Origin of the sequence: Shewanella oncorhynchi (assembly GCF_012584455.1) — a bacterium.
Taxonomy (GTDB): domain Bacteria; phylum Pseudomonadota; class Gammaproteobacteria; order Enterobacterales; family Shewanellaceae; genus Shewanella; species Shewanella oncorhynchi.
The window spans coordinates 1-19,035 of the sequence record NZ_JABAEB010000018.1 but is presented as its reverse complement, the minus strand read 5'-3'; the positions used below and the strand labels follow the sequence as shown (position 1 = coordinate 19,035).

Annotated in this window: 21 protein-coding genes; 13 read left to right on the top strand and 8 right to left on the bottom strand. The window is 46.2% G+C overall.

The genetic code is table 11. The features are described 5' to 3' along the window. Positions 1 to 318 precede the first annotated feature (318 nt). From pepQ to hemG (HGO26_RS20620), 4 genes are all read left to right on the top strand, one after another. Entirely contained in the window at positions 319 to 1,641 is a 1,323-nt protein-coding gene (pepQ, locus tag HGO26_RS20635; protein WP_113941399.1) for a Xaa-Pro dipeptidase, read from the top strand. Positions 1,642 to 1,668: 27 nt separating this feature from the next. After that, a complete protein-coding gene (locus HGO26_RS20630; RefSeq protein ID WP_168827579.1) occupies positions 1,669 to 2,283 on the top strand; it encodes a YigZ family protein in 615 nt (204 codons plus the stop codon). Positions 2,284 to 2,360: 77 nt separating this feature from the next. Beyond that, positions 2,361 to 3,818: a TrkH family potassium uptake protein gene (locus tag HGO26_RS20625; protein ID WP_105250821.1), complete on the top strand. Its 1,458-nt coding sequence runs from the start codon at positions 2,361 to 2,363 to the stop codon at positions 3,816 to 3,818. Positions 3,819 to 3,820: 2 nt separating this feature from the next. After that, positions 3,821 to 4,345: a menaquinone-dependent protoporphyrinogen IX dehydrogenase gene (gene hemG, locus HGO26_RS20620; RefSeq protein WP_168827577.1), complete on the top strand. Its 525-nt coding sequence runs from the start codon at positions 3,821 to 3,823 to the stop codon at positions 4,343 to 4,345. Positions 4,346 to 4,408: 63 nt separating this feature from the next. On the opposite strand, the gene HGO26_RS20615 is transcribed toward hemG (HGO26_RS20620), so the two are convergent. Beyond that, positions 4,409 to 4,717, bottom strand: a complete 309-nt coding sequence (locus HGO26_RS20615; RefSeq protein WP_105250823.1) for an ArsR/SmtB family transcription factor — start codon at positions 4,715 to 4,717, stop codon at positions 4,409 to 4,411. Between the two features lie 199 nt (positions 4,718 to 4,916). Between HGO26_RS20615 and hemG (HGO26_RS20610) the strand changes: the two genes are divergently transcribed. Then, a complete protein-coding gene (gene hemG / locus HGO26_RS20610) occupies positions 4,917 to 5,471 on the top strand; it encodes a menaquinone-dependent protoporphyrinogen IX dehydrogenase (protein ID WP_105250824.1) in 555 nt (184 codons plus the stop codon). Positions 5,472 to 5,525: 54 nt separating this feature from the next. Here hemG (HGO26_RS20610) and HGO26_RS20605 read toward each other — a convergent pair whose 3' ends face one another. Genes HGO26_RS20605 through def form a run of 5 tightly spaced genes read right to left on the bottom strand, consistent with a single transcriptional unit; the run spans position 5,526 to position 11,179 of the window. Further along, complete coding sequence (locus tag HGO26_RS20605; protein WP_113941395.1) at positions 5,526 to 6,968, bottom strand: TrkH family potassium uptake protein; 1,443 nt, start codon at positions 6,966 to 6,968, stop codon at positions 5,526 to 5,528. Between the two features lie 20 nt (positions 6,969 to 6,988). Next, the gene (gene trkA, locus HGO26_RS20600) at positions 6,989 to 8,398 is read right to left on the bottom strand and encodes a Trk system potassium transporter TrkA (RefSeq protein ID WP_105250826.1); all 1,410 of its coding nucleotides are present in this window, start codon (positions 8,396 to 8,398) and stop codon (positions 6,989 to 6,991) included. 15 nt (positions 8,399 to 8,413) lie between these two features. Beyond that, a complete protein-coding gene (gene rsmB, locus HGO26_RS20595) occupies positions 8,414 to 9,700 on the bottom strand; it encodes a 16S rRNA (cytosine(967)-C(5))-methyltransferase RsmB (protein WP_168827575.1) in 1,287 nt (428 codons plus the stop codon). A 1-nt stretch (position 9,701) separates the two neighbouring features. Beyond that, positions 9,702 to 10,658, bottom strand: coding sequence for a methionyl-tRNA formyltransferase (fmt, locus tag HGO26_RS20590; RefSeq protein ID WP_168827573.1), 957 nt, complete (start codon positions 10,656 to 10,658; stop codon positions 9,702 to 9,704). Between the two features lie 8 nt (positions 10,659 to 10,666). Beyond that, positions 10,667 to 11,179: a peptide deformylase gene (gene def, locus HGO26_RS20585; protein ID WP_206766142.1), complete on the bottom strand. Its 513-nt coding sequence runs from the start codon at positions 11,177 to 11,179 to the stop codon at positions 10,667 to 10,669. A 125-nt stretch (positions 11,180 to 11,304) separates the two neighbouring features. Between def and HGO26_RS20580 the strand changes: the two genes are divergently transcribed. The 6 genes from HGO26_RS20580 to hemF all read left to right on the top strand — a co-directional run bounded on the left by HGO26_RS20580 (position 11,305) and on the right by hemF (position 16,342). Beyond that, complete coding sequence (locus HGO26_RS20580) at positions 11,305 to 12,435, top strand: LysM peptidoglycan-binding domain-containing protein (RefSeq protein WP_168827570.1); 1,131 nt, start codon at positions 11,305 to 11,307, stop codon at positions 12,433 to 12,435. Between the two features lie 83 nt (positions 12,436 to 12,518). Then, entirely contained in the window at positions 12,519 to 13,535 is a 1,017-nt protein-coding gene (gene dprA, locus HGO26_RS20575; RefSeq protein ID WP_168827568.1) for a DNA-processing protein DprA, read from the top strand. A 2-nt stretch (positions 13,536 to 13,537) separates the two neighbouring features. Continuing rightward, a complete protein-coding gene (locus HGO26_RS20570) occupies positions 13,538 to 14,011 on the top strand; it encodes a DUF494 family protein (protein WP_006083793.1) in 474 nt (157 codons plus the stop codon). Between the two features lie 119 nt (positions 14,012 to 14,130). Then, positions 14,131 to 14,694 (top strand): DNA topoisomerase family protein, encoded by a 564-nt coding sequence (locus tag HGO26_RS20565; protein WP_168827566.1) that lies wholly within the window; start codon positions 14,131 to 14,133, stop codon positions 14,692 to 14,694. Between the two features lie 147 nt (positions 14,695 to 14,841). After that, positions 14,842 to 15,408 (top strand): L-threonylcarbamoyladenylate synthase type 1 TsaC, encoded by a 567-nt coding sequence (tsaC, locus tag HGO26_RS20560; protein WP_168827564.1) that lies wholly within the window; start codon positions 14,842 to 14,844, stop codon positions 15,406 to 15,408. Between the two features lie 25 nt (positions 15,409 to 15,433). Then, positions 15,434 to 16,342: an oxygen-dependent coproporphyrinogen oxidase gene (gene hemF / locus HGO26_RS20555; RefSeq protein ID WP_168827562.1), complete on the top strand. Its 909-nt coding sequence runs from the start codon at positions 15,434 to 15,436 to the stop codon at positions 16,340 to 16,342. A gap of 34 nt (positions 16,343 to 16,376) precedes the next feature. Here the strand turns inward: hemF and HGO26_RS20550 are convergent, their stop codons facing one another. Beyond that, positions 16,377 to 16,814 carry a group II truncated hemoglobin gene (locus HGO26_RS20550; protein WP_168827560.1) on the bottom strand — a complete coding sequence of 146 codons (438 nt, stop codon included), beginning with the start codon at positions 16,812 to 16,814 and terminating at the stop codon, positions 16,377 to 16,379. A gap of 151 nt (positions 16,815 to 16,965) precedes the next feature. Between HGO26_RS20550 and aroE the strand changes: the two genes are divergently transcribed. Continuing rightward, positions 16,966 to 17,814: a shikimate dehydrogenase gene (aroE, locus tag HGO26_RS20545; protein WP_168827637.1), complete on the top strand. Its 849-nt coding sequence runs from the start codon at positions 16,966 to 16,968 to the stop codon at positions 17,812 to 17,814. A 5-nt stretch (positions 17,815 to 17,819) separates the two neighbouring features. Further along, the gene (locus tag HGO26_RS20540; RefSeq protein ID WP_113941387.1) at positions 17,820 to 18,095 is read left to right on the top strand and encodes a DUF1488 family protein; all 276 of its coding nucleotides are present in this window, start codon (positions 17,820 to 17,822) and stop codon (positions 18,093 to 18,095) included. Between the two features lie 134 nt (positions 18,096 to 18,229). Here HGO26_RS20540 and HGO26_RS20535 read toward each other — a convergent pair whose 3' ends face one another. Further along, complete coding sequence (locus HGO26_RS20535; RefSeq protein WP_168827558.1) at positions 18,230 to 18,778, bottom strand: gamma carbonic anhydrase family protein; 549 nt, start codon at positions 18,776 to 18,778, stop codon at positions 18,230 to 18,232. Positions 18,779 to 19,035: the final 257 nt, after the last annotated feature.

Below are 19,035 nucleotides of genomic sequence, written 5' to 3'. Positions count from 1 at the left end.
TAGAGTGATTTTTCACCTTTGTGATACACTGCACAGAGTGTAGAACACCTAGAATGTGTTAAATCACTTTGCGGATAAATAGGTATTTGTGGCTGTTTTCCTTAGACGTTTAAACGCTGTAGCCATGCTAGGGTTGAATAGAATTATTAAAAATAATCATGATGTTATCGCTTTAATTTTCTTTATTCAGCAGCCATGTATTTTAGATTGAGTGACAGTTTAACGTTTTGATTGAATCTGTTGTTCATGATCAGATTAAGATTATGTGGGCAAGTTTGGCTCATAATATTAACTTTTATTCATTGCAGGAGATGACAAATGGATCAGTTGGCTCATCACTATCGTGCCCATATTGCCGAGTTAAACCGCCGAGTCGCAGAGATTTTGTCTCGAGAAGCTTTGTCTGGTTTAGTGATCCATTCGGGTCAACCGCATCGGATGTTTTTGGATGATATCAATTATCCCTTTAAAGCAAACCCGCACTTCAAGGCATGGTTGCCTGTGTTGGATAATCCGAATTGCTGGTTAGTCGTCAATGGTCGCGATAAGCCGCAGCTGATTTTTTATCGTCCTGTGGATTTTTGGCACAAAGTATCCGATGTGCCGGATATGTTCTGGACCGAGCATTTTGATATTAAGCTGTTAACTAAGGCCGATAAGGTTGCTGAGCTGTTACCTAAAGACACAGTTAATTGGGCTTATTTGGGTGAGCATTTAGATGTAGCCGAAGTGCTGGGTTTTACCAGTCGCAATCCCGATGCTGTGATGAGCTATTTGCATTACCACAGAACCACTAAAACTGAATATGAGCTGGAATGTATGCGCCGCGCCAACCAAATTGCGGTGCAGGGACATTTGGCGGCTAAAAATGCGTTTTATAACGGTGCGAGTGAGTTTGAGATCCAACAGCATTATTTATCTGCCGTGGGTCAGAGCGAAAATGAAGTGCCCTACGGCAATATTATCGCTCTTAATCAAAATGCGGCGATTTTGCATTACACCGCGCTCGAGCATCAAAGCCCTGCGAAACGTTTGTCTTTTCTTATCGATGCGGGCGCGAGCTACTTTGGTTATGCGTCTGATATCACTAGAACCTATGCATTCGAGAAGAATCGTTTTGATGAGTTGATCGCTGCGATGAATAAGGCGCAGCTTGAACTCATCGACATGATGCGCCCCGGCGTGCGTTATCCTGATTTACACTTAGCGACTCACGCTAAAGTCGCGCAAATGCTATTGGATTTTGATTTAGCCACGGGTGATGCCCAAGGTTTGGTTGATCAAGGCATTACCAGTGCTTTCTTCCCCCATGGTTTAGGCCATATGTTAGGTTTACAAGTACATGACGTGGGTGGCTTCTCCCACGATGAGCGCGGTACCCATATCGCGGCGCCCGAGGCCCATCCATTCCTACGTTGCACCCGCATTTTAGCGCCAAACCAAGTGCTGACTATGGAACCTGGGTTATACATCATAGATACTTTGCTCAATGAGCTTAAACAAGATAGTCGTGGCCAACAGATCAATTGGCAAACGGTTGATGAGTTAAGGCCTTTTGGCGGTATTCGTATCGAAGATAACGTCATAGTGCATCAAGATAGAAACGAGAACATGACCCGTGAGCTCGGCTTAGCCGATTGATGTTTGAAAATAGATTAGGGCGAATTCGTGCTCGAAAGTTATAACGTTCCCTGTGATGAAATCGTCATTGAAGAAGAGATAAAGCATAGTCGCTTTATCTCTTTTCTCTTTCATTGCGATAGTGTCGATAAATTAAAGTTAGTACTTACTGACATAAAGCGTGACTATCCCGGCGCAAGCCACTATTGCTCAGCTTTTGTTGCTGGCGCACCGGATGATAGCGTCTTGATTGGTTCGAGTGATGACGGTGAGCCCGCTGGCAGTGCAGGCCGCCCTATGTTAGCTGTGTTGCAAGGGGCACATATTGGCGAAGTTGGCGCTGTTGTCGTGCGTTACTATGGCGGTACTAAGCTAGGCGTAGGTGGACTCGTTCGGGCTTATACGTCGGGCTTAAGGCAAGGCTTGATTCAATTACCGACGCAACTCAAACAGTTACGGTATCCCGCCAAGTTGCATTGTGATTATGCGCAGCTGCGCGATGTCGAGCATCTATTACAGCAAGTGGATGCCGTGATCATTGATAAGCAATTTGCCGCAGCGGTCGATATTGTGTTTGAGATAGGGCGAGAGCAACAGGCATGGCTTTGTGAGTCGCTGGCGACACTGAGTCAAGGAAGTTTGAGGCCCGAGTTTGAGCTGTGATGCCTGCGTAAATTATGCCAAAATAGCCCAAATGCTGAAAATACCTTTACAGCCAATGGAATAATTGAACTCGCGTAATGCAATATAAAACCATAATTAGAATCATAGGCCTGCTGATTGGTTTATTTTCAATCACTATGCTGCCACCAGCACTGATCGCTGTTTGGTATAACGATGGCGGCGGCACGGCGTTTATGCAGGCATTTTTTGTTAGCCTATTTATTGGTTTTTGGCTCTGGTATCCGAACCGCCACTGCAAAGAAGAATTGCGTACGCGAGAGGGCTTCCTGATTGTCGTGCTGTTCTGGACTGTACTGGGTTCTATTGGTGCCTTGCCGTTTATCTTTTCGAGTCAGCCAGACTTAAGCTGGACAGACAGCTTCTTTGAATCTTTTTCTGCGTTAACCACCACCGGAGCCACTGTCATTGTCGGGCTCGATTTTTTACCTAAGGCCATTTTGTTTTACCGCCATATGCTGCAATGGCTTGGCGGCATGGGGATTATTGTGCTCGCTGTGGCTATTTTACCTGTGCTCGGTGTGGGAGGAATGCAGCTTTATCGCGCAGAAATTCCGGGGCCAGTGAAAGACAGTAAGATGACCCCACGGATAGCCGAAACCGCTAAAGCACTGTGGTATATCTATTTACTGCTAACGATTTCCTGCGCGACGGCTTATTGGTGGGCGGGCATGAGTATTTTTGACGCCATTTGTCATTCATTTTCGACCATAGCCATCGGAGGTTTTTCGACCCACGATGCCAGTATGGGCTATTTCGATAGTCCTACTATTAATCTTATTTGTGTGTTCTTTTTAATTGTTTCTGCGGTTAACTTTAGCGTGCATTTTGCGGCATTTTCACGACGTGGGATTAACGTTAGAGTCTATTTTAAAGATGCTGAATTTAAGATGCTGGTGGCGATTCAACTTATTCTCACAGCGATTTGTTTCTTCACGCTTTATCGTTCTGGTATTTATGATTCGCCAGAAGAAACCTTAGATCATGCTTTATTTCAGGCAGTTTCAGTTGCCACTACGGCTGGATTTGGCACTGATAGCTTCCATCTGTGGCCATTATTTTTACCCATACTATTAATGTTTTCGAGTTTTATCGGTGGCTGTGGTGGCTCAACTGCGGGTGGGATTAAGGTCATTCGAGTAATTTTACTGCTGCTACAGGGTTCACGTGAATTGAAACGACTCGTTCACCCTAAGGCAATGTTTTCGATTAGGATTGGCTCTAAAGCCTTACCCGACCGCGTGGTTGATGCTGTTTGGGGATTCTTTTCTGCCTATGCGCTGGTGTTTGTGATTTGTATGCTTGCACTCATGGCGATGGGATTAGATGATATTACGGCTTTTAGTGCCACGGCGGCATGCTTAAACAACTTAGGTCCAGGTTTAGGTGAGGTCGCGAGCAATTATGCCAGCATTGGTGATGGAGCTAAGTGGGTATTGGTCGTGGCTATGCTGTTTGGTCGCCTCGAAGTATTTACCTTACTGATTTTGTTTACGCCAACTTTTTGGAAGAATTAATCATGCAGACGTTAATAATCTATTCGACGATAGATGGCCAAACATTGGCAATTTGCCAAAAAATGAAGACGATTGCTGAACAGGCGGGAGAGCAGGTTTCGCTCGTCACATTAGAGCAGGCGGAAGCGTTGAGCTTAGTGGATTTTGATAAAGTGCTGATTGGTGCCAGTATTCGCTATGGTAAACATAGACCAGAGCTTTATCAGTATGTGAACCGCCACCATGCAGTGCTAGATACTAAGATTAATGGTTTTTTTACCGTTAACGTAGTGGCGCGCAAACCCTTAAAAAATACGCCTGAAACCAATCCTTATATGCAAAAGTTTCTCAAGCTTTCACTGTGGCAACCCCAGCTGTTAGAAGTGTTTGCGGGCAAGATTGATTACCCTAAATACGGTTTCTTCGACCGGACCATGATACGTTTTATCATGTGGTTGACTAAAGGGCCAACGGATATCACTGGCACTTTTGAGTTTACCGATTGGGCAAAAGTCGATGCCTTCGGTAACCGTTTTAGCCAACATTAAAAACCATTAAGCCCTAATCACTTGCAAGAGGTTAGGGCTTAAATTTAGGCTAATTTTGCAGTGTTAGGCTGCGCAGTAGCGGCTATGCAGAATCGAAATCACTTGGGTGACTTGCTCGTTCTTGAGTTTATAGTAAACAATCTGCGAGCTCTTACGGGTATCCACGAGATCTTCTGCGCGTAATACGGCTAAATGCTGGGATAGGGCCGACTGGCTTAATGGCACTGTGGCGTTGAGCTCGGTTACGCTCAACTCTTTGTCTAGTAATAGACATAAAATCATTAGGCGATAAGGGTTCGCTATGGCCTTGAGCCATTTAGCCGCACTTTCCGCATTAGTTACCATTGCATCTACATCTATATCATTTTGCATAAGGTCACTCACTTTATCGCTTTTGATTAGATAATTCTAATTGAACACATGTGTTTACGCAATCATACTGCTCGGCAATGCAGATCTCAATTTTTGCATCTCAGAATATGAGATACGACTGATTTGTGATCCTATCAGAGGTTTATTTAACGTAACCTTGCCACAATGGTGGTATTACTCAGTGGATCGGGAATTGCCTATGACACGCGTCCTCGTACTTTATTTTACCCGTGGTGGCCATACGGCCAAGATTGCCAGTGCAATTGCCGAGCAATTAAGATTTCGTGACGCTAAGGTTGACCTCATCGATATCAACAGTGCTGCTGCGACTTGTATTAATTGGCCTGATTATGATGTCGTTGCCTTAGGTGCCTGCGTGCTCTATGGCACCTATGATAAGAGCGTTTTTCAATTTATTGAGCAGCATGCACAGGCTCTGGGCGCATTGCCAAACAGTTTTTTCTGCGTCAATGTTGTGGCGAGAAATCCTGAAAAACGTATCCCTGCAAATAATAAATATCTGCAAAAGTTCATTGCGTTATCGCCATGGACGCCTGCTGATCTTAAAATTATTGCGGGCAAAGTGGATTATCCTTCATGGCCTTGGTATGACAGATTGGCGATTCAGTTGATTATGAAGATGACTAAGGGTCCAACTGATCCTAAGTCAGTTATCGATTATACTGACTGGGCAGATGTGAAAGTCTATGCTGATCATCTGTTGGAATTAGCTGACGTTACTGCAACAGCTTAATAAAAAAGGCGCTTAACAAGTTAAGCGCCTTTTTAGTATTCAAGCTCTACTGAATTAGTACTTCCAGAAACTCGGGTGAAACAACACCGCCACGGTTAAGATTTCTAAACGACCGAGGAGCATGCCGAGTGACAACGCCCATTTAGCGACATCGGGTAGCGTTGAGAAGTTACCTACAGGTCCAATAATCGGGCCTAAACCAGGGCCCACGTTAGTGACTGCCGTAATCGCGCCCGTGAAACTGGTCATAGGATCGAGACCCGTGAGCACTAAAATCACTGACAAGCCCACAATCACCATCACAAACAGCAGTACGAAAGTGATCAGAGAGCGCACGATATCATCACTGATGATGCGGTTGTTGTAACGTTCCCTAAAGATACCGTTTGGATGACATTGCTGTTTCAATTGCTCGCGCATAATGGCCCCAGCAATTTGAAAACGGAAGATCTTAATCCCGCCCGAAGTGGAACCAGAGCAACTACCGACAAACATTAAAAACAGGAAGGCGATATTGGCAAAGGCGCCCCAAGCACCGTAGTCCGTTAAGCCATAACCTGTAGTGGTGACTACCGATACCACGTTAAAGCTGGATAAACGCAGTGCATCTAGAAGCTCAATGTCGCGGGTTTGCCACAGCCAGAAGCCAATAGAACAAGATACAAATGTGAGGAAAAATAAGAAGCCTTTGACCTGAGCATCGTTCCAAATCCGTAGATCCCTTTGCTGTATGGTTTGTACAAACATGAGCAGTGGCAAGCCACCTGCTGCCATAAAGAAAATCCCAACCCAGTGTGCAGAGTTGGAGAACGCCGCCATTGAGCTATCTGAGGTCGAGTAGCCACCAGTCGAGAGGGTGGTCATTGCATGATTGATGGCCTGAAACCAAGTCATTCCAGCCAGATGATAGGCAACACAGCAGATACTCGTTAGTAAAATATATATAAAGAATAAATACTTAGCCATGCTTTGGGTGCGAGGCACTGCTTTATCGCTCCAATCGGATGATTCAGTGCGGAATAGCCGCATCCCGCCAACGTTTAAGAAGGGCAGAATCGCCACCGCCATTACGATAAAACCAATCCCACCTAGCCATTGCAATAAAGAGCGCCAGATTAAGATACTGTGATCCATAGTATCCAACCCTGAGAGTACAGTAGAACCTGTGGTCGTGATGCCGGACATGGTTTCAAAGAAGGCGTCGGTATAACCAATACCGTGATAAAGGGTAAATGGCATTGCCGCGAATAGGCTTACGATCAACCACGTTAGGCTGGTTAGCAGGAACATATCGCGGATATTGAGGTTAATGCTTTTGCTTTGGCCATTGTGTAAACACAGGCTTGAGCTAATGCCTGTGACTAATGCCGACACCATAAAAGAGCCCACAGTTTCCTCACCTTTGTATGCGGCGAGGAGCAGTGGGATCAGCATGAAAGCTGTCAGCATGGACAAAAACAGCCCTAAAATAAACAATAGCGGTCTAAAGTTCAGCATAAGTTGGCTTACTAAGGTTCTTAGAAGAAGAAAGCACTTGGTTGGAAAAGCTTCTCGACTTCGCCGACAAACTTTTTATTCACTAAGAACAAGATCACGTGATCTCCTTGCTCTATCACGGTTTTGTCGTGGGCCATCAGCACTTCATCATTGCGGACAATAGCGCCAATCGTTGTCCCCGGTGGCAACTTAATATCACCAATGGCTTTGCCAACGACTTTAGAAGTGCTGGCATCTCCGTGGGCGATAGCTTCAATTGCCTCGGCCGCCCCACGACGTAGAGAGTAAACGTTACAGATATCACCCTGACGAATATGAGTTAATAGTGCCGAAATAGTCGCTTGTTGTGGTGAGATTGCAATATCGATGTTGGCTTCTTGCACTATATCCACATAGGCTTCGCGTTGAATAAGCACCATGACCTTTTTCGCGCCCATACGTTTTGCTAGCAGGGCGGACATAATATTGGCTTCGTCGTCATTGGTGACCGCAATAAATACGTCGGTTTGGTCTATGTGTTCTTCGAGCAGTAATTCTTGATCTGAGGCATCACCGCAGAACACTGTGGTATTTTCCAACTGCTCCGATAATGCTTCTGCACGTTCTAATTTATGCTCAATTAGTTTGACCGAGTGGGTGCGCTCAAGGCGTTTTGCTAAACCTAGGCCTATGTTACCGCCACCGGCGATCATAATGTTGCGGTAGGAGTTATCGAGCTTTTGCATTTCGCTCATGACAGCGCGAATGTGGCGACTGTCTGCAACGAAGAAGACTTCATCATCGGCTTCGATAATGGTCGTTCCGCGAGGCATAATAGCGCGGCCTTGGCGGAAGATCGCCGCGACCCGGGTATCAATATTGGGCATATGCTCGCGAAGTGCCGCTAATGCATTCCCCACCAGTGGACCGCCGTAATAGGCTCGTACAGCCACTAGGCTCAAGCGGCCTTCCGCAAATTCAAGCACTTGCAATGCGCCTGGATATTCTACGAGTCGCTGGATGTAAGCGGTCACTAACTGTTCTGGGGCGATTAATTCATCGATCACGAAGCCGCCACGGGGACGACCATCGCTATTTTTGGTTTCACTGTCGATAAAGAGTTTATCGCGCATCGCCAAATAGGGTTCTGAGCGGATACGGGCAATTTTAGTCGGCGTACCAAAAAGGGTATAGGCAATCTGGCAGGCAGCCATATTGCATTCATCACTATTGGTTACGGCGATAAGCATGTCGGCATCTTCTGCGCCCGCTTCTCTGAGCACATCAGGGTGAGCGGCATGGCCCGCTACGACGCGAAGGTCATATTTATCTTGCAGGGCGCGTAATCTGGATTTGTCATAATCGACAATGGTGATGTCATTGTTCTCACCCACCAAATTTTCGGCCAAGGTTCCCCCAACTTGACCCGCACCTAATATGATAATTTTCATGGCCTTGCTTACTTCCTAATCAGTCGCTTTCAATAAACGGGCATAATAAAACCCATCCATATTGTCTTGTCCTGGCGTGATTTGCCAACCTATATCCTGTGGCGAATTTTGCTGGGCGAGTATGTCTAGCTTAGCATCTGCCGTTCTATCTAAAAATGCACTGATCTGGTCGCGGTTTTCCTGCGGTAAAATCGAGCAAGTGGCATAAAGTAGCGTGCCACCGGGTTTTAGCCACTTCCAGCAATGATCGAGAATGTGCAGTTGTAGCTGTGCCAGCTCTTCGATGTCATGGTTTTTACGCAACCATTTAATATCGGGATGACGGCGGATCACTCCTGTGGCTGAGCAAGGCGCGTCCAATAAGATACGATCAAATTTCCCACCTTGCCACCATGAGTCAATATTGGCCGCATCGCCATGGATAAGATCCGCTTTTAATGATAAGCGGTCAAGGTTCTGTTGCACGCGTTCAAGGCGTTTGGCATCAAAATCGACGGCGACTAACTTGATGCTCGGTTCAAGTTCGAGTAAATGGCAACTTTTGCCACCGGGCGCCGCGCAGGCATCGAGTATTAACTCATTGGCTTGCGGGGCGAGTAAGGTCGCCGCCCATTGTGCCGCGCCATCTTGCACTGATGCCGCGCCTTCATGGAAGCGTGGCAGTGTGGCGACATCCTTTGGATGGGCTAAGAGAATGGCATCGGCACTATTGCCTTCGCTCGCTTCAATGTCGAGTTCGGCTAAGGCTGCAAGGTATTCGGTACGGCTCTGGGATAAGCGATTGTTACGCAGCCACATGGGCGGGCGTTCATGGCTTTGTTGAATGATGTCTTGCCACTGCTCGGGATAGGCTTCTTTTAAGCGCTTAATTAACCAAGCGGGTGTGTTATAGCTTAAGGTATCTGATCCAGTACTTAGCGGCGATAGCTGGCGCTGAATATTGCGCAGTACACCATTAACCACTTTGACCATGCCTTCAAATTTTAATTGGCGACAGGCTTCGGCGGTTTCTGAAATTGCGGCGTGGCTTGGAATACGAGTGAAGTACAGTTGATAGCAACCTATGATCAGCAGCTGGTGGATAATCCTTTGCTTACCTTTGAGTGGTTTCGCTAGGCATTCACTGATGCGTTTCTCTATTTGCGGCAGAGTGCGCATCACGCCGTAACAGAGCTCGGCGAGTAGGGCTTTATCTTTGCCGCTGGCAAGGTGCTTTTGTTGATCGGGCAGTGCCACTGAGAGTGACACGCCTTTTTCTAATACTTCGAAGATGGCTTTCGCAGCCAGCGCGCGCAAGTTCATACTATTGTGCCTCGTTTGCGAGGCGAGTATTCGGGCTAAACCATTCACCTCGAGCATTGAGAATATCGGCAACATTGAGCGGCTTTTTCCCCGGAAGCTGCATACTCAGCAGGGTTAACACACCATCAGCGGTGGCGACGTCTATGCCTTTTTTGCTGGCGCTGATAATAGTGCCCGGAGCAGCTGTGCTGTTGGTTTCGCTGACTTGGGTTTGCCACACTTTAATAGTGTTACCTTGGTGCTCAAAGTAACTCACAGGCCAAGGATTAAAGGCGCGGACTTCTTGCCATAACTGTTTAGCGGATTTATTCCAGTCGAGTCTGGCTTCTTCTTTGCTGAGTTTTTCTGCGTAGTTCGCTAAGGCTTCATCTTGTTTTTCAGCGGCTAAGGTGCCATTTGCCAAACCTTCGAGTGCTTGCAATAGGGCAACGGGACCTTGTTCTGCCAGTTTCTCGTAAAGGCTGGCTGACGTGTCGTTATCTTCGATTGGCAGATAGGTTTTAAGCAGCATGTCACCAGTATCTAAACCCACATCCATCTGCATAACGGTTACGCCAGTTTCTTTGTCGCCGGCCCAAAGTGCGCGTTGGATCGGTGCGGCACCACGCCAGCGTGGCAAAATAGAACCATGAACGTTAATACAACCTAAACGCGGTGTATCTAACACGACTTTTGGCAAGATCAGGCCGTAGGCGACGACCACCATGATATCGGCGTTGAGTGCGGCAAGTTCTTGTTGCGCGGGTTCTTTACGTAATGAGCCGGGTTGAAACACTGGAATACTATTGGCGATAGCGAGTTCTTTTACTGGGCTGGCGGTCAGTTTCTTGCCGCGGCCAGCGGGTCTATCGGGCTGAGTGTAAACGCCAATCACATTGTGGTGTGAGTTTAAAAGTGCTTGTAAGTGGCGAGCGGCAAAATCCGGTGTTCCGGCAAAGATGATGTTGAGTGGTTTCAAATCTGATCCTATGCTTCTTTGGCGTCCAATCGGGCCGCTTTTTCAAGTTTTTGTTTGATCCGCTGACGTTTTAGCGGCGACAAATAATCGACAAACAATTTGCCTTTGAGGTGATCCATTTCGTGTTGAATACAAATGGCAAATAACTCATCGGCTTCAACTATAAATTCGTTACCGTGCCTGTCTAAGGCTTTTACCGTGACAAATTCGGCGCGATCGACTTTGGCGTAAATCCCCGGAACCGACAGGCAACCTTCTTCATTGCAGAAGTCACCGCTGCTGGCGATAATTTCGGGGTTGATAAACACTTTTGGTCGTTCGACTTCATCCTGTAAGTCCATGACAATAAGTTGTTTATGGTAATCAACTTGGGTCGCGGCCAGACCGATACCTTTTTCTTGGTACATGGTTTCGAACATATCATCAATTTGAGTCTGCAGCTCGGCATTAAACTCTGTGATGGGTGTGGCTTGTGTTCGTAATCTTTCGTCAGGGAATTGTAATACTTTTAATAGTGTCATACATAAACTCTTAACAAGTCTGTCAAATCTCTGCCAGTTAGTTATACTGACTGATGCTAATGAGTTAATTTTAATCTTTAGTGCCTACCAATAACAGTAAAAGCTCAAACTAAGAGTTAAACAACATGGAAATACCCATGAAACGGTTAATTTTACTCGCGTTAATGACATTCAATTGCACGTTTGTTGCCGCAGATACCCTGACGCTTAAGGCGGGGCATCCTGAGTCATATGTAGTGAAAAAGGGCGATACTCTTTGGGATATCTCCGCCGCGTTTCTGAATGACCCATGGAAATGGCCGAGTCTTTGGGATGTAAACCCACAAATTGCTAATCCCCACCTTATTTACCCTGGCGATCAACTCACTCTGGTATTTATTGATGGTCAGCCCCGCCTTGTGCGTAATGGTGCTACTGTTGATAGTGCTAAACCCCATGTAAGAAAGAGTCCCGAGGGACGTGTCATTGCTAAGAGTAATGCTATTCCAGCCGTTGATTTAGCCTTGATTGAACAATATTTAGTGCAGAATCGGGTCATCGAGACTCACTGGCTTACTGAGCAACCTATGGTGTTGGCAGGTGAAAGTCCATCGCGTCACCATATTGTGGGTGATGTGATTTATATTGATGCTGAACTGCCAATAAACCAAAAGTATGGTATTTACGAACGCGGTCGCGAGTTTTTCAATAAAGAGTCAGGCGAAGCGTTAGGACAAGAAGCCATTTTGTCGTCTACTGGCCAAGTGATTGAGTCTGGTAAGGTTTCAAAAATTAAGTTGCTAACGAGCTTTCGCGAAACCAAAGCGGGCTTCAGAGTATTGCCGATGGAAAGTGATTCCTTGATGTCAGCTTACTTTACTCCTAAACCTGCGGAATTAAAGATACCAGCTTTAGTGTTAGCAACAGAATCAAATTTGCGTGAAGCGGGTAAGTTGAATGTCGTGTACTTAGATAAAGGCACTCAGGATGGCGTCGAGCCTGGGGTGGTATTTTCTATTTACCGTGATGGTGAGGTTATTGTTATCAACAATGATGGTATGCCGGTTCCTGCAATTGAACGTACTGCCTATGATAACCTAATGGCGTCAGTCTCTTCGGATCGTGCAGTTAAGATGCCGGATGTTTATCATGGTAAGTTGTTAGTGTTTAAAGTTTTTGATAAGGCGAGCTTAGGTTTGATTGTCTCCACCGAGCGGCCTGTTCGTGTCGACGATAAGTTAATCGCCCCAGAATCTTTAGCCTTAAGAGGTCTATAATCTCTGAAAATTTGGTTGATTGGTTAGTTGTTTGTGCTGTATCTGGGCTAGGACCCGCTCGGATCCAACAATTATTAACGCACATGGAAGTGGACGACCTCAGACAAAGGTTAGAGCATGAGAGACAAGCGCTACCTTTATCTGATCATCTGCTCCATAGCCTTGTTATTGATTATCAAAAAGTGGATGTCGCCCTCGAATGGCAACAGCAAGCCGCCGATCATCATCTGCTTTGTTTCTCTGATCCGCTTTATCCACCATTATTAAAACAACTCTCAGATCCGCCCGCCGTCCTGTTCGTTAAAGGTTGCTTAGAGGCGTTAGCCCTTCCTTATCTTGCTATTGTTGGCAGTCGTAATGCTTCTCCAGGCGGATTGCAGGTCGCTTATCAACTGGCTGCTGAGATGTCCTCAATGGGATTTGGTATCTGTAGTGGCATGGCGATGGGGATTGATGGGGCGGCCCATAAAGCCTGTGTTGACCATCAAGGGCGCACTATTGCCGTACTAGGAACGGGCATAGAGATCATTTATCCACGAAAACATCGACAGCTTTATCATGATATTCAGCGGCAAGGCTGTATACTTAGCGAGTTTTGGCCCGATACTGGTCCCTTTGCGGGTAATTTCCCGAAACGAAATCGCATTATTAGCGGTCTATCTTTAGGTACTCTTGTGGTTGAAGCCTGTCGCAAAAGCGGCTCTTTAATCACTGCTAGGTTGGCGATGGAACAAGGGCGTGAGGTGTTTGCCGTTCCGGGCTCAATCTTAGGGGGTTACCATCAAGGCTGCCATGATTTATTACGTGATGGAGCAAAGCTTGTGGAAACCGCTGCCGATATAGTGGAAGAGTTGGCAAGTTTAACCGCTTTCCACCTTGAAGAATTGAAGTTATGCCACCATATACAGCAAGACGAGATTTGTAATTTGCCATTTTCGTCTCTGTTAGCTAGTGTAGGTTATGAAACTACATCAATTGATGCAGTCGTTGAACATAGTGGAAAAACGATAGATCTGGTGTTAGAACAAATGCTTGAACTTGAGTTGCAAGGTTGGGTAATAGCAGTACCCGGTGGTTACGTCAGAGTAAAGAGGAGCTAGCCATGTTTGATATCCTCATGTATCTATTTGAAAACTATGTTCACAGTGAAGTTGAACTACTAGTTGATGAAGACGAGTTAACCAAGGAACTCACTCGTGCCGGATTTCATCAATCCGAGATTTTAAAAGCGTTAACTTGGTTGGAGCGCTTAGCTGAATTACAAGAAGGGGATAAACCTTATCTTTGTAATCACGATCAGCATTCGTTTCGTATCTATACAAAGGACGAAATGGACAAGCTGGATGTAGAATCCCGCGGTTTCTTGTTGTTTTTAGAGCAAGTTAAAGTGCTGAATGTCGAAACCCGTGAAATGGTGATCGATAGAGTTATGGAGTTGGATGAACCAACCCTGATTTTAGAAGATCTCAAATGGGTTATCTTAATGGTGCTGTTTAATGCTCCTGGCCATGAGTCCGCTTATGAGCAAATGGAAGATTTGATCTTCGAACAGCCCGAAGGCCGACTGCATTCTTAATTGTTGTGACAGATGAATTATGAGAGAAAGGAGGCTAAGACCTCCTTTTTTGATGCCATAAATTCCTTGATGGCACTGCGCTTGATATCCTAATGCGCTACGACAGGTGGTGAATGATTATGTCTAAGATTGATGAACAATTATTTAGTGCCCACGAACACGCACTGGAAAAAGAATACGAACTTTGTCCTGAATGTGGCAGCGAGTTATCGGTTAAACACAGTAAGCACGGCGGTTTTATTGGCTGTAATAATTACCCTCGCTGTAATTACACTCGACCCTTAGTGCAGCACGAATCTATTGAAACTCAAGTGATTGAAGGTTCTGTATGCCCTGAATGCGGTCACGAACTGGCAGTAAAGTCTGGGCGCTTTGGGATCTTTATTGGGTGTACTCAATATCCTAGCTGCACGCATATTGAAAAACAGGATCAAGCGAGTGATAAGCCTGACATTCCTTGCCCTGAATGCAAAGCGGGTAAGCTTGAGCACAGAACGAGTCGCTTCGGAAAGAGTTTTTATGCCTGCAGTGCTTACCCTAAGTGCAAGTTTATTGTGAATTATCCTCCGGTTGCTGAAGCTTGCCCGAGTTGTGGTTTTGGGATCTTAGTCGAGCGTAAAGGTGCGGCTGGGATGCGTTTAGAATGCCCGCAAAAAAGCTGTAAATACAAAAGACCACTTTAGTTTATTGTGTGACCTGCATCTTAATATTTGGCCGATGAAAGTGGCTTGCGTATAATCCTCGGCTGACCGCTGATGGGGTGGTCAGTATTCGAATTTATCCAATAATTTGATTGTTGAAATCGACAATACTCAAAAGGTGATCCTAAGATGTTGCAGCTGCACCCATCTGACATAAAAGATATTGTGCTTAACGGTGGTGTTATCGCTTATCCAACCGAGGCCGTTTATGGCCTAGGTTGCGACCCAGATAATGACACCGCTATCCAAAAGTTATTGGCTGTAAAACAGCGCCCATGGCAAAAGGGACTGATCTTAGTCGCCAGTGATTTTCAGCAGCTTTTAGCTTATGTTGATGAATCGCAATTAACGGCTGAGCAGCTCGAGTTTGCATTTTCCAAGTGGCCGGGGCCTTTTACCTTTGTAATGCCAATCAAAGCGCAGGTTTCAAAATACCTCTGTGGTGAATTTGACTCTATCGCAGTGCGAGTATCTGCCCATGCTGGAGTGCAATCCCTGTGCCGCGCGCTCAATAAACCTTTAGTGTCGACCAGTGCTAACCTTGCGGGTGAAGAGCCAGCATTAACTGCCGATGAAATTCTCGCAGATTTTACAGGTAAAATTGATGCACTCGTATTAGGTGAACTCGGAGAGCAACGTCAGCCCTCGACCATTATCGATGCGCGAAGCGGTAAGATTTTACGAAATGGACAATGAGCAAACCAATAATAAGGATAACAAGATGAGTGTGCCTGATGTTGCAGTGGTAAAAGCGTTTTTAATCGATCTACAAAACCGAATTTGTGCTGGTTTACAGGTGCTGGATGGCCAAGCCACGTTCGCCGCCGATTCATGGACTCGCGCCGAAGGCGGTGGTGGTACGAGCCGAGTATTAACCCAAGGTGCAGTGTTCGAGCAAGCTGGGGTTAACTTTTCCCATGTGACTGGCGCTGCTATGCCTGTGTCGGCTACGGCGCATCGCCCTGAGTTAGCGGGCCGTAGTTTTGAAGCTATGGGGGTTTCTTTAGTTATTCATCCTAATAATCCTTATATCCCAACGACTCATGCCAATGTGCGTTTCTTTATTGCTCAAAAAGAGGGCGCCGATCCCGTGTGGTGGTTTGGTGGTGGCTTTGATTTAACGCCTTATTATCCTTTCGAGGAAGATGTGCGCGAGTGGCACCAGACTTCTAAGAATATTTGCGCGCCTTTCGGGGATGAGGTTTATCCCAAGTATAAGAAATGGTGCGATGAGTATTTCTTCCTGCCGCATCGTAATGAAACCCGCGGCGTGGGGGGATTGTTTTTCGATGACTTGAATCAAGCAGGATTCGAGCAAAGCTTTAGCTTTATGCAAGCTGTAGGTAATGGCTTCTTAACGGCCTATGCGCCGATTGTCGAGCGTCGTAAAGAGACTGAATTCGGTGAGCGTGAGCGTCAGTTCCAACTCTATCGCCGTGGTCGTTATGTTGAGTTCAACTTAGTCTACGACAGAGGCACTTTATTTGGTCTGCAGACGGGCGGCCGTACCGAGTCTATCTTAATGTCGATGCCGCCATTAGTGCGTTGGCAATATGCTTATACGCCAGAGGCGGGAAGCCCAGAGGCAGATTTGTACGATAACTACCTCAAACCCCGCGACTGGGTTTAGCCAGTAATCTTAAAAAGTGGATGCGATGTCCACTTTATTGATTACGCATATGATCAGCCAGAGTTGAAATCGCCTCAAAGATGGCGGCTCGATGCTCTGGCTTATTAATGTTTTCTTCAATCGCAAATTTCATACAAAACAGCCATTGATCCCGCATCGCCTCATCGACGGCGAAATGCATGTGTCGTGCTCGCAATGCGGGATGACCATATTTCTGCTGGTAGAGCTGCGGTCCGCCGAGCCAACCACTTAAAAATTCGAACAACTTCTGCTCTGATTCCGCAATTGGCGCTCTATGAATGGCAAGCAGTGTTGCCGTTTCTTCAGAGCTTGCCATCTTCAGATAAAAACATTTGGTGATAGCGCGGATCACTTTTTCGCCGCCGATTAAGTCGTAAGCGTTAGATTGGCTCGGATCGCGATCATCCTGCGGTGGAGTGTGTTTGCTAAAAATCTTTTTAAGCCAGTTCATTGGAATAGTCGTTCACTAAAATAGAGTATTGAGCCGATGGCGCATTATAGCGTGAAACCTAGTGTGAAATTTAGTTGAGCATAATTCGTCTTGCCTAGGCTCAAAAGCGCGGTAGACTGCAAAGCCATTGAACCTAAAATTTAATATCGCTATGACAGACAGATACGCAGTGTTTGGCAATCCAATTAGCCACAGTAAATCGCCGTTCATTCATGGACAATTTGCCGCGCCCACCCAAGAGTTATTAACCTATGAAGCCATTCTTGCTCCGGTCGATGGTTTTGAAGCCTCACTGACGGCGTTTTTCAATGCGGGCGGCAAGGGCGCGAATGTGACAGTGCCTTTTAAGGAGCAAGCTTTTGCGCTGTGTGACAGTCTCAGCCCAGAGGCCAAGCTTGCCGGCGCGGTAAACACCTTAAGTTTATTGGCCGATGGCACTATTCGCGGTGATAACACCGATGGATTAGGGCTGGTAGCCGATCTCATCGCTAACTTAGGCAGCCTGCAAGATAAGCGCGTGTTACTTATTGGTGCTGGTGGTGCGGCGCGCGGTTGTATTCTGCCGTTATTAAATGCGGGAATTGCGCAGCTGATCATCAGTAATCGCACTCACACTAAGGCACTGCTTCTGGTCGATATCTTTACTTCGGTGGATAACGGTGCTTTCGCAAATAGAGTCACCGCCGTAGAAATGAATGAGCTTGTGGGCGAGTTCGATATCGTCATTAACTCAACCTCGGCGAGTCTTGCGGGCGAGTTGCCAACTTTGCCAGCGCATATCATCACTACCCAAACTGTTTGTTATGACATGATGTACGGCGCCTCGGTCACCGCTTTTAACCAATGGGCGCTATCTCAAGGTGCAGCTAAGGTTATTGATGGGCTCGGCATGTTAGTCGGACAAGCGGCTAAGAGTTTTACCCTATGGCGAGGTATTGAGCCCGACACTCAAGTGGTATTAAATCTTTTGAGGGATAAACTCATGGCCGAGCCTAAGTAGGAAGCATGAATCAAAGTATTCTTTTTCCCGAACTGCAATATTGGGACGACGCCCACAAGCGAGTCTGCTTTATCGCGCAGTCACAGGGGATGAACATCAAGTGCTATATCAGTGTGAATAAGTTAGCCGAGCTGAATGATTTCTCTGAACAGCCGAGTGCCAATGAAGCCGCCGCTATGCTGGCATTGTTTGATGCGGTGAGATTTGATGCCGAAGAAATGGCGGAAGACTTAATTGAAGCCGAAGAGTTTGATGAGTTTGGGGCAGTACACTTAGGCTAAACTTATCGAACTCAGATAGTTTTCTGAATCAGCGAATAGCAAAAGGCGGTAGAGACTCAATGAGTCTCTACCGCCTTTCTTATATAGCTATAGTGACACTAAGCGACTAACTATAAGAGATTAGCTATAAGTGATTAGATGTTCTGTAACTCAACTAAGTATTCGTTTTTCAGTCTGACATAGTTGTCGGCAGATTCTGGCAAAAAGGCAATTTCGGCAGGCGTTAATGGGCGAGCTTGCTTAACTGGGCTGCCTACATATAAATAGCCACTCTGTAATACCTTGCCCGGTGGCACTAAAGAACCTGCACCTAAGATCACATCATCTTCTAAAATCGCACCGTCGAGAATAATCGCGCCCATGCCCACTAATACTCGGTTACCGACTTTGCAACCGTGAAGCATAGCCTTGTGACCAATAGTTACATCATCACCAATAATCAGTGGATGACCATCGGGACGAGCAGCTGACTTACGCGTCACATGTAATATGCTACCGTCTTGTACGTTCGAGCGCTTACCAATACGAATATGGTTAACATCACCACGCGCCGCCACCATAGGCCAAATACTGGCATCAGTATCTAACGCAATATCGCCAACAAGCACCGAAGCTTCATCTACATATACGTTATTGCCTAATTGAGGATGAATACCTTGGTAAGTTCTGAGTGGCCCTGACATAGAAAAGTCCCTAATTGAGTGGTTTTTAGCATTATAAAGGTTAAAAACTAGCGGGTCAGGTCAAATATCCAACGAACAGTGAGAAAATGACAATTATCTTAAAAATAGGGGTTGCGGACTTTCTCAATCTCCCTATAATGCGCATCCACTGACACGGCAGACAGCGAAAGCGTGCTGACGAGTTAGGTTGAATTGAGTCCCTTTTAAGCACTTAATTCAAGCGCAGCAAGAAGTTGTAAAAACTCCTTGACGCGAAA

Coding starts and splice junctions, on each gene's coding strand:
- trkA (WP_105250826.1), bottom strand. CDS start 8,398: ATGAAAATTATCATATTAGGTGCGGGTCAAGTTGGGGGAACCTTGGCC.
- HGO26_RS20625 (WP_105250821.1), top strand. CDS start 2,361: ATGCAATATAAAACCATAATTAGAATCATAGGCCTGCTGATTGGTTTA.
- hemF (WP_168827562.1), top strand. CDS start 15,434: ATGAGTGTGCCTGATGTTGCAGTGGTAAAAGCGTTTTTAATCGATCTA.
- HGO26_RS20570 (WP_006083793.1), top strand. CDS start 13,538: ATGTTTGATATCCTCATGTATCTATTTGAAAACTATGTTCACAGTGAA.
- hemG (WP_168827577.1), top strand. CDS start 3,821: ATGCAGACGTTAATAATCTATTCGACGATAGATGGCCAAACATTGGCA.
- pepQ (WP_113941399.1), top strand. CDS start 319: ATGGATCAGTTGGCTCATCACTATCGTGCCCATATTGCCGAGTTAAAC.
- tsaC (WP_168827564.1), top strand. CDS start 14,842: ATGTTGCAGCTGCACCCATCTGACATAAAAGATATTGTGCTTAACGGT.
- HGO26_RS20550 (WP_168827560.1), bottom strand. CDS start 16,814: ATGAACTGGCTTAAAAAGATTTTTAGCAAACACACTCCACCGCAGGAT.
- HGO26_RS20615 (WP_105250823.1), bottom strand. CDS start 4,717: ATGCAAAATGATATAGATGTAGATGCAATGGTAACTAATGCGGAAAGT.
- HGO26_RS20565 (WP_168827566.1), top strand. CDS start 14,131: ATGTCTAAGATTGATGAACAATTATTTAGTGCCCACGAACACGCACTG.
- HGO26_RS20580 (WP_168827570.1), top strand. CDS start 11,305: ATGGAAATACCCATGAAACGGTTAATTTTACTCGCGTTAATGACATTC.
- rsmB (WP_168827575.1), bottom strand. CDS start 9,700: ATGAACTTGCGCGCGCTGGCTGCGAAAGCCATCTTCGAAGTATTAGAA.
- HGO26_RS20605 (WP_113941395.1), bottom strand. CDS start 6,968: ATGCTGAACTTTAGACCGCTATTGTTTATTTTAGGGCTGTTTTTGTCC.
- HGO26_RS20535 (WP_168827558.1), bottom strand. CDS start 18,778: ATGTCAGGGCCACTCAGAACTTACCAAGGTATTCATCCTCAATTAGGC.
- aroE (WP_168827637.1), top strand. CDS start 16,966: ATGACAGACAGATACGCAGTGTTTGGCAATCCAATTAGCCACAGTAAA.
- dprA (WP_168827568.1), top strand. CDS start 12,519: ATGGAAGTGGACGACCTCAGACAAAGGTTAGAGCATGAGAGACAAGCG.
- def (WP_206766142.1), bottom strand. CDS start 11,179: ATGACACTATTAAAAGTATTACAATTCCCTGACGAAAGATTACGAACA.
- hemG (WP_105250824.1), top strand. CDS start 4,917: ATGACACGCGTCCTCGTACTTTATTTTACCCGTGGTGGCCATACGGCC.
- HGO26_RS20540 (WP_113941387.1), top strand. CDS start 17,820: ATGAATCAAAGTATTCTTTTTCCCGAACTGCAATATTGGGACGACGCC.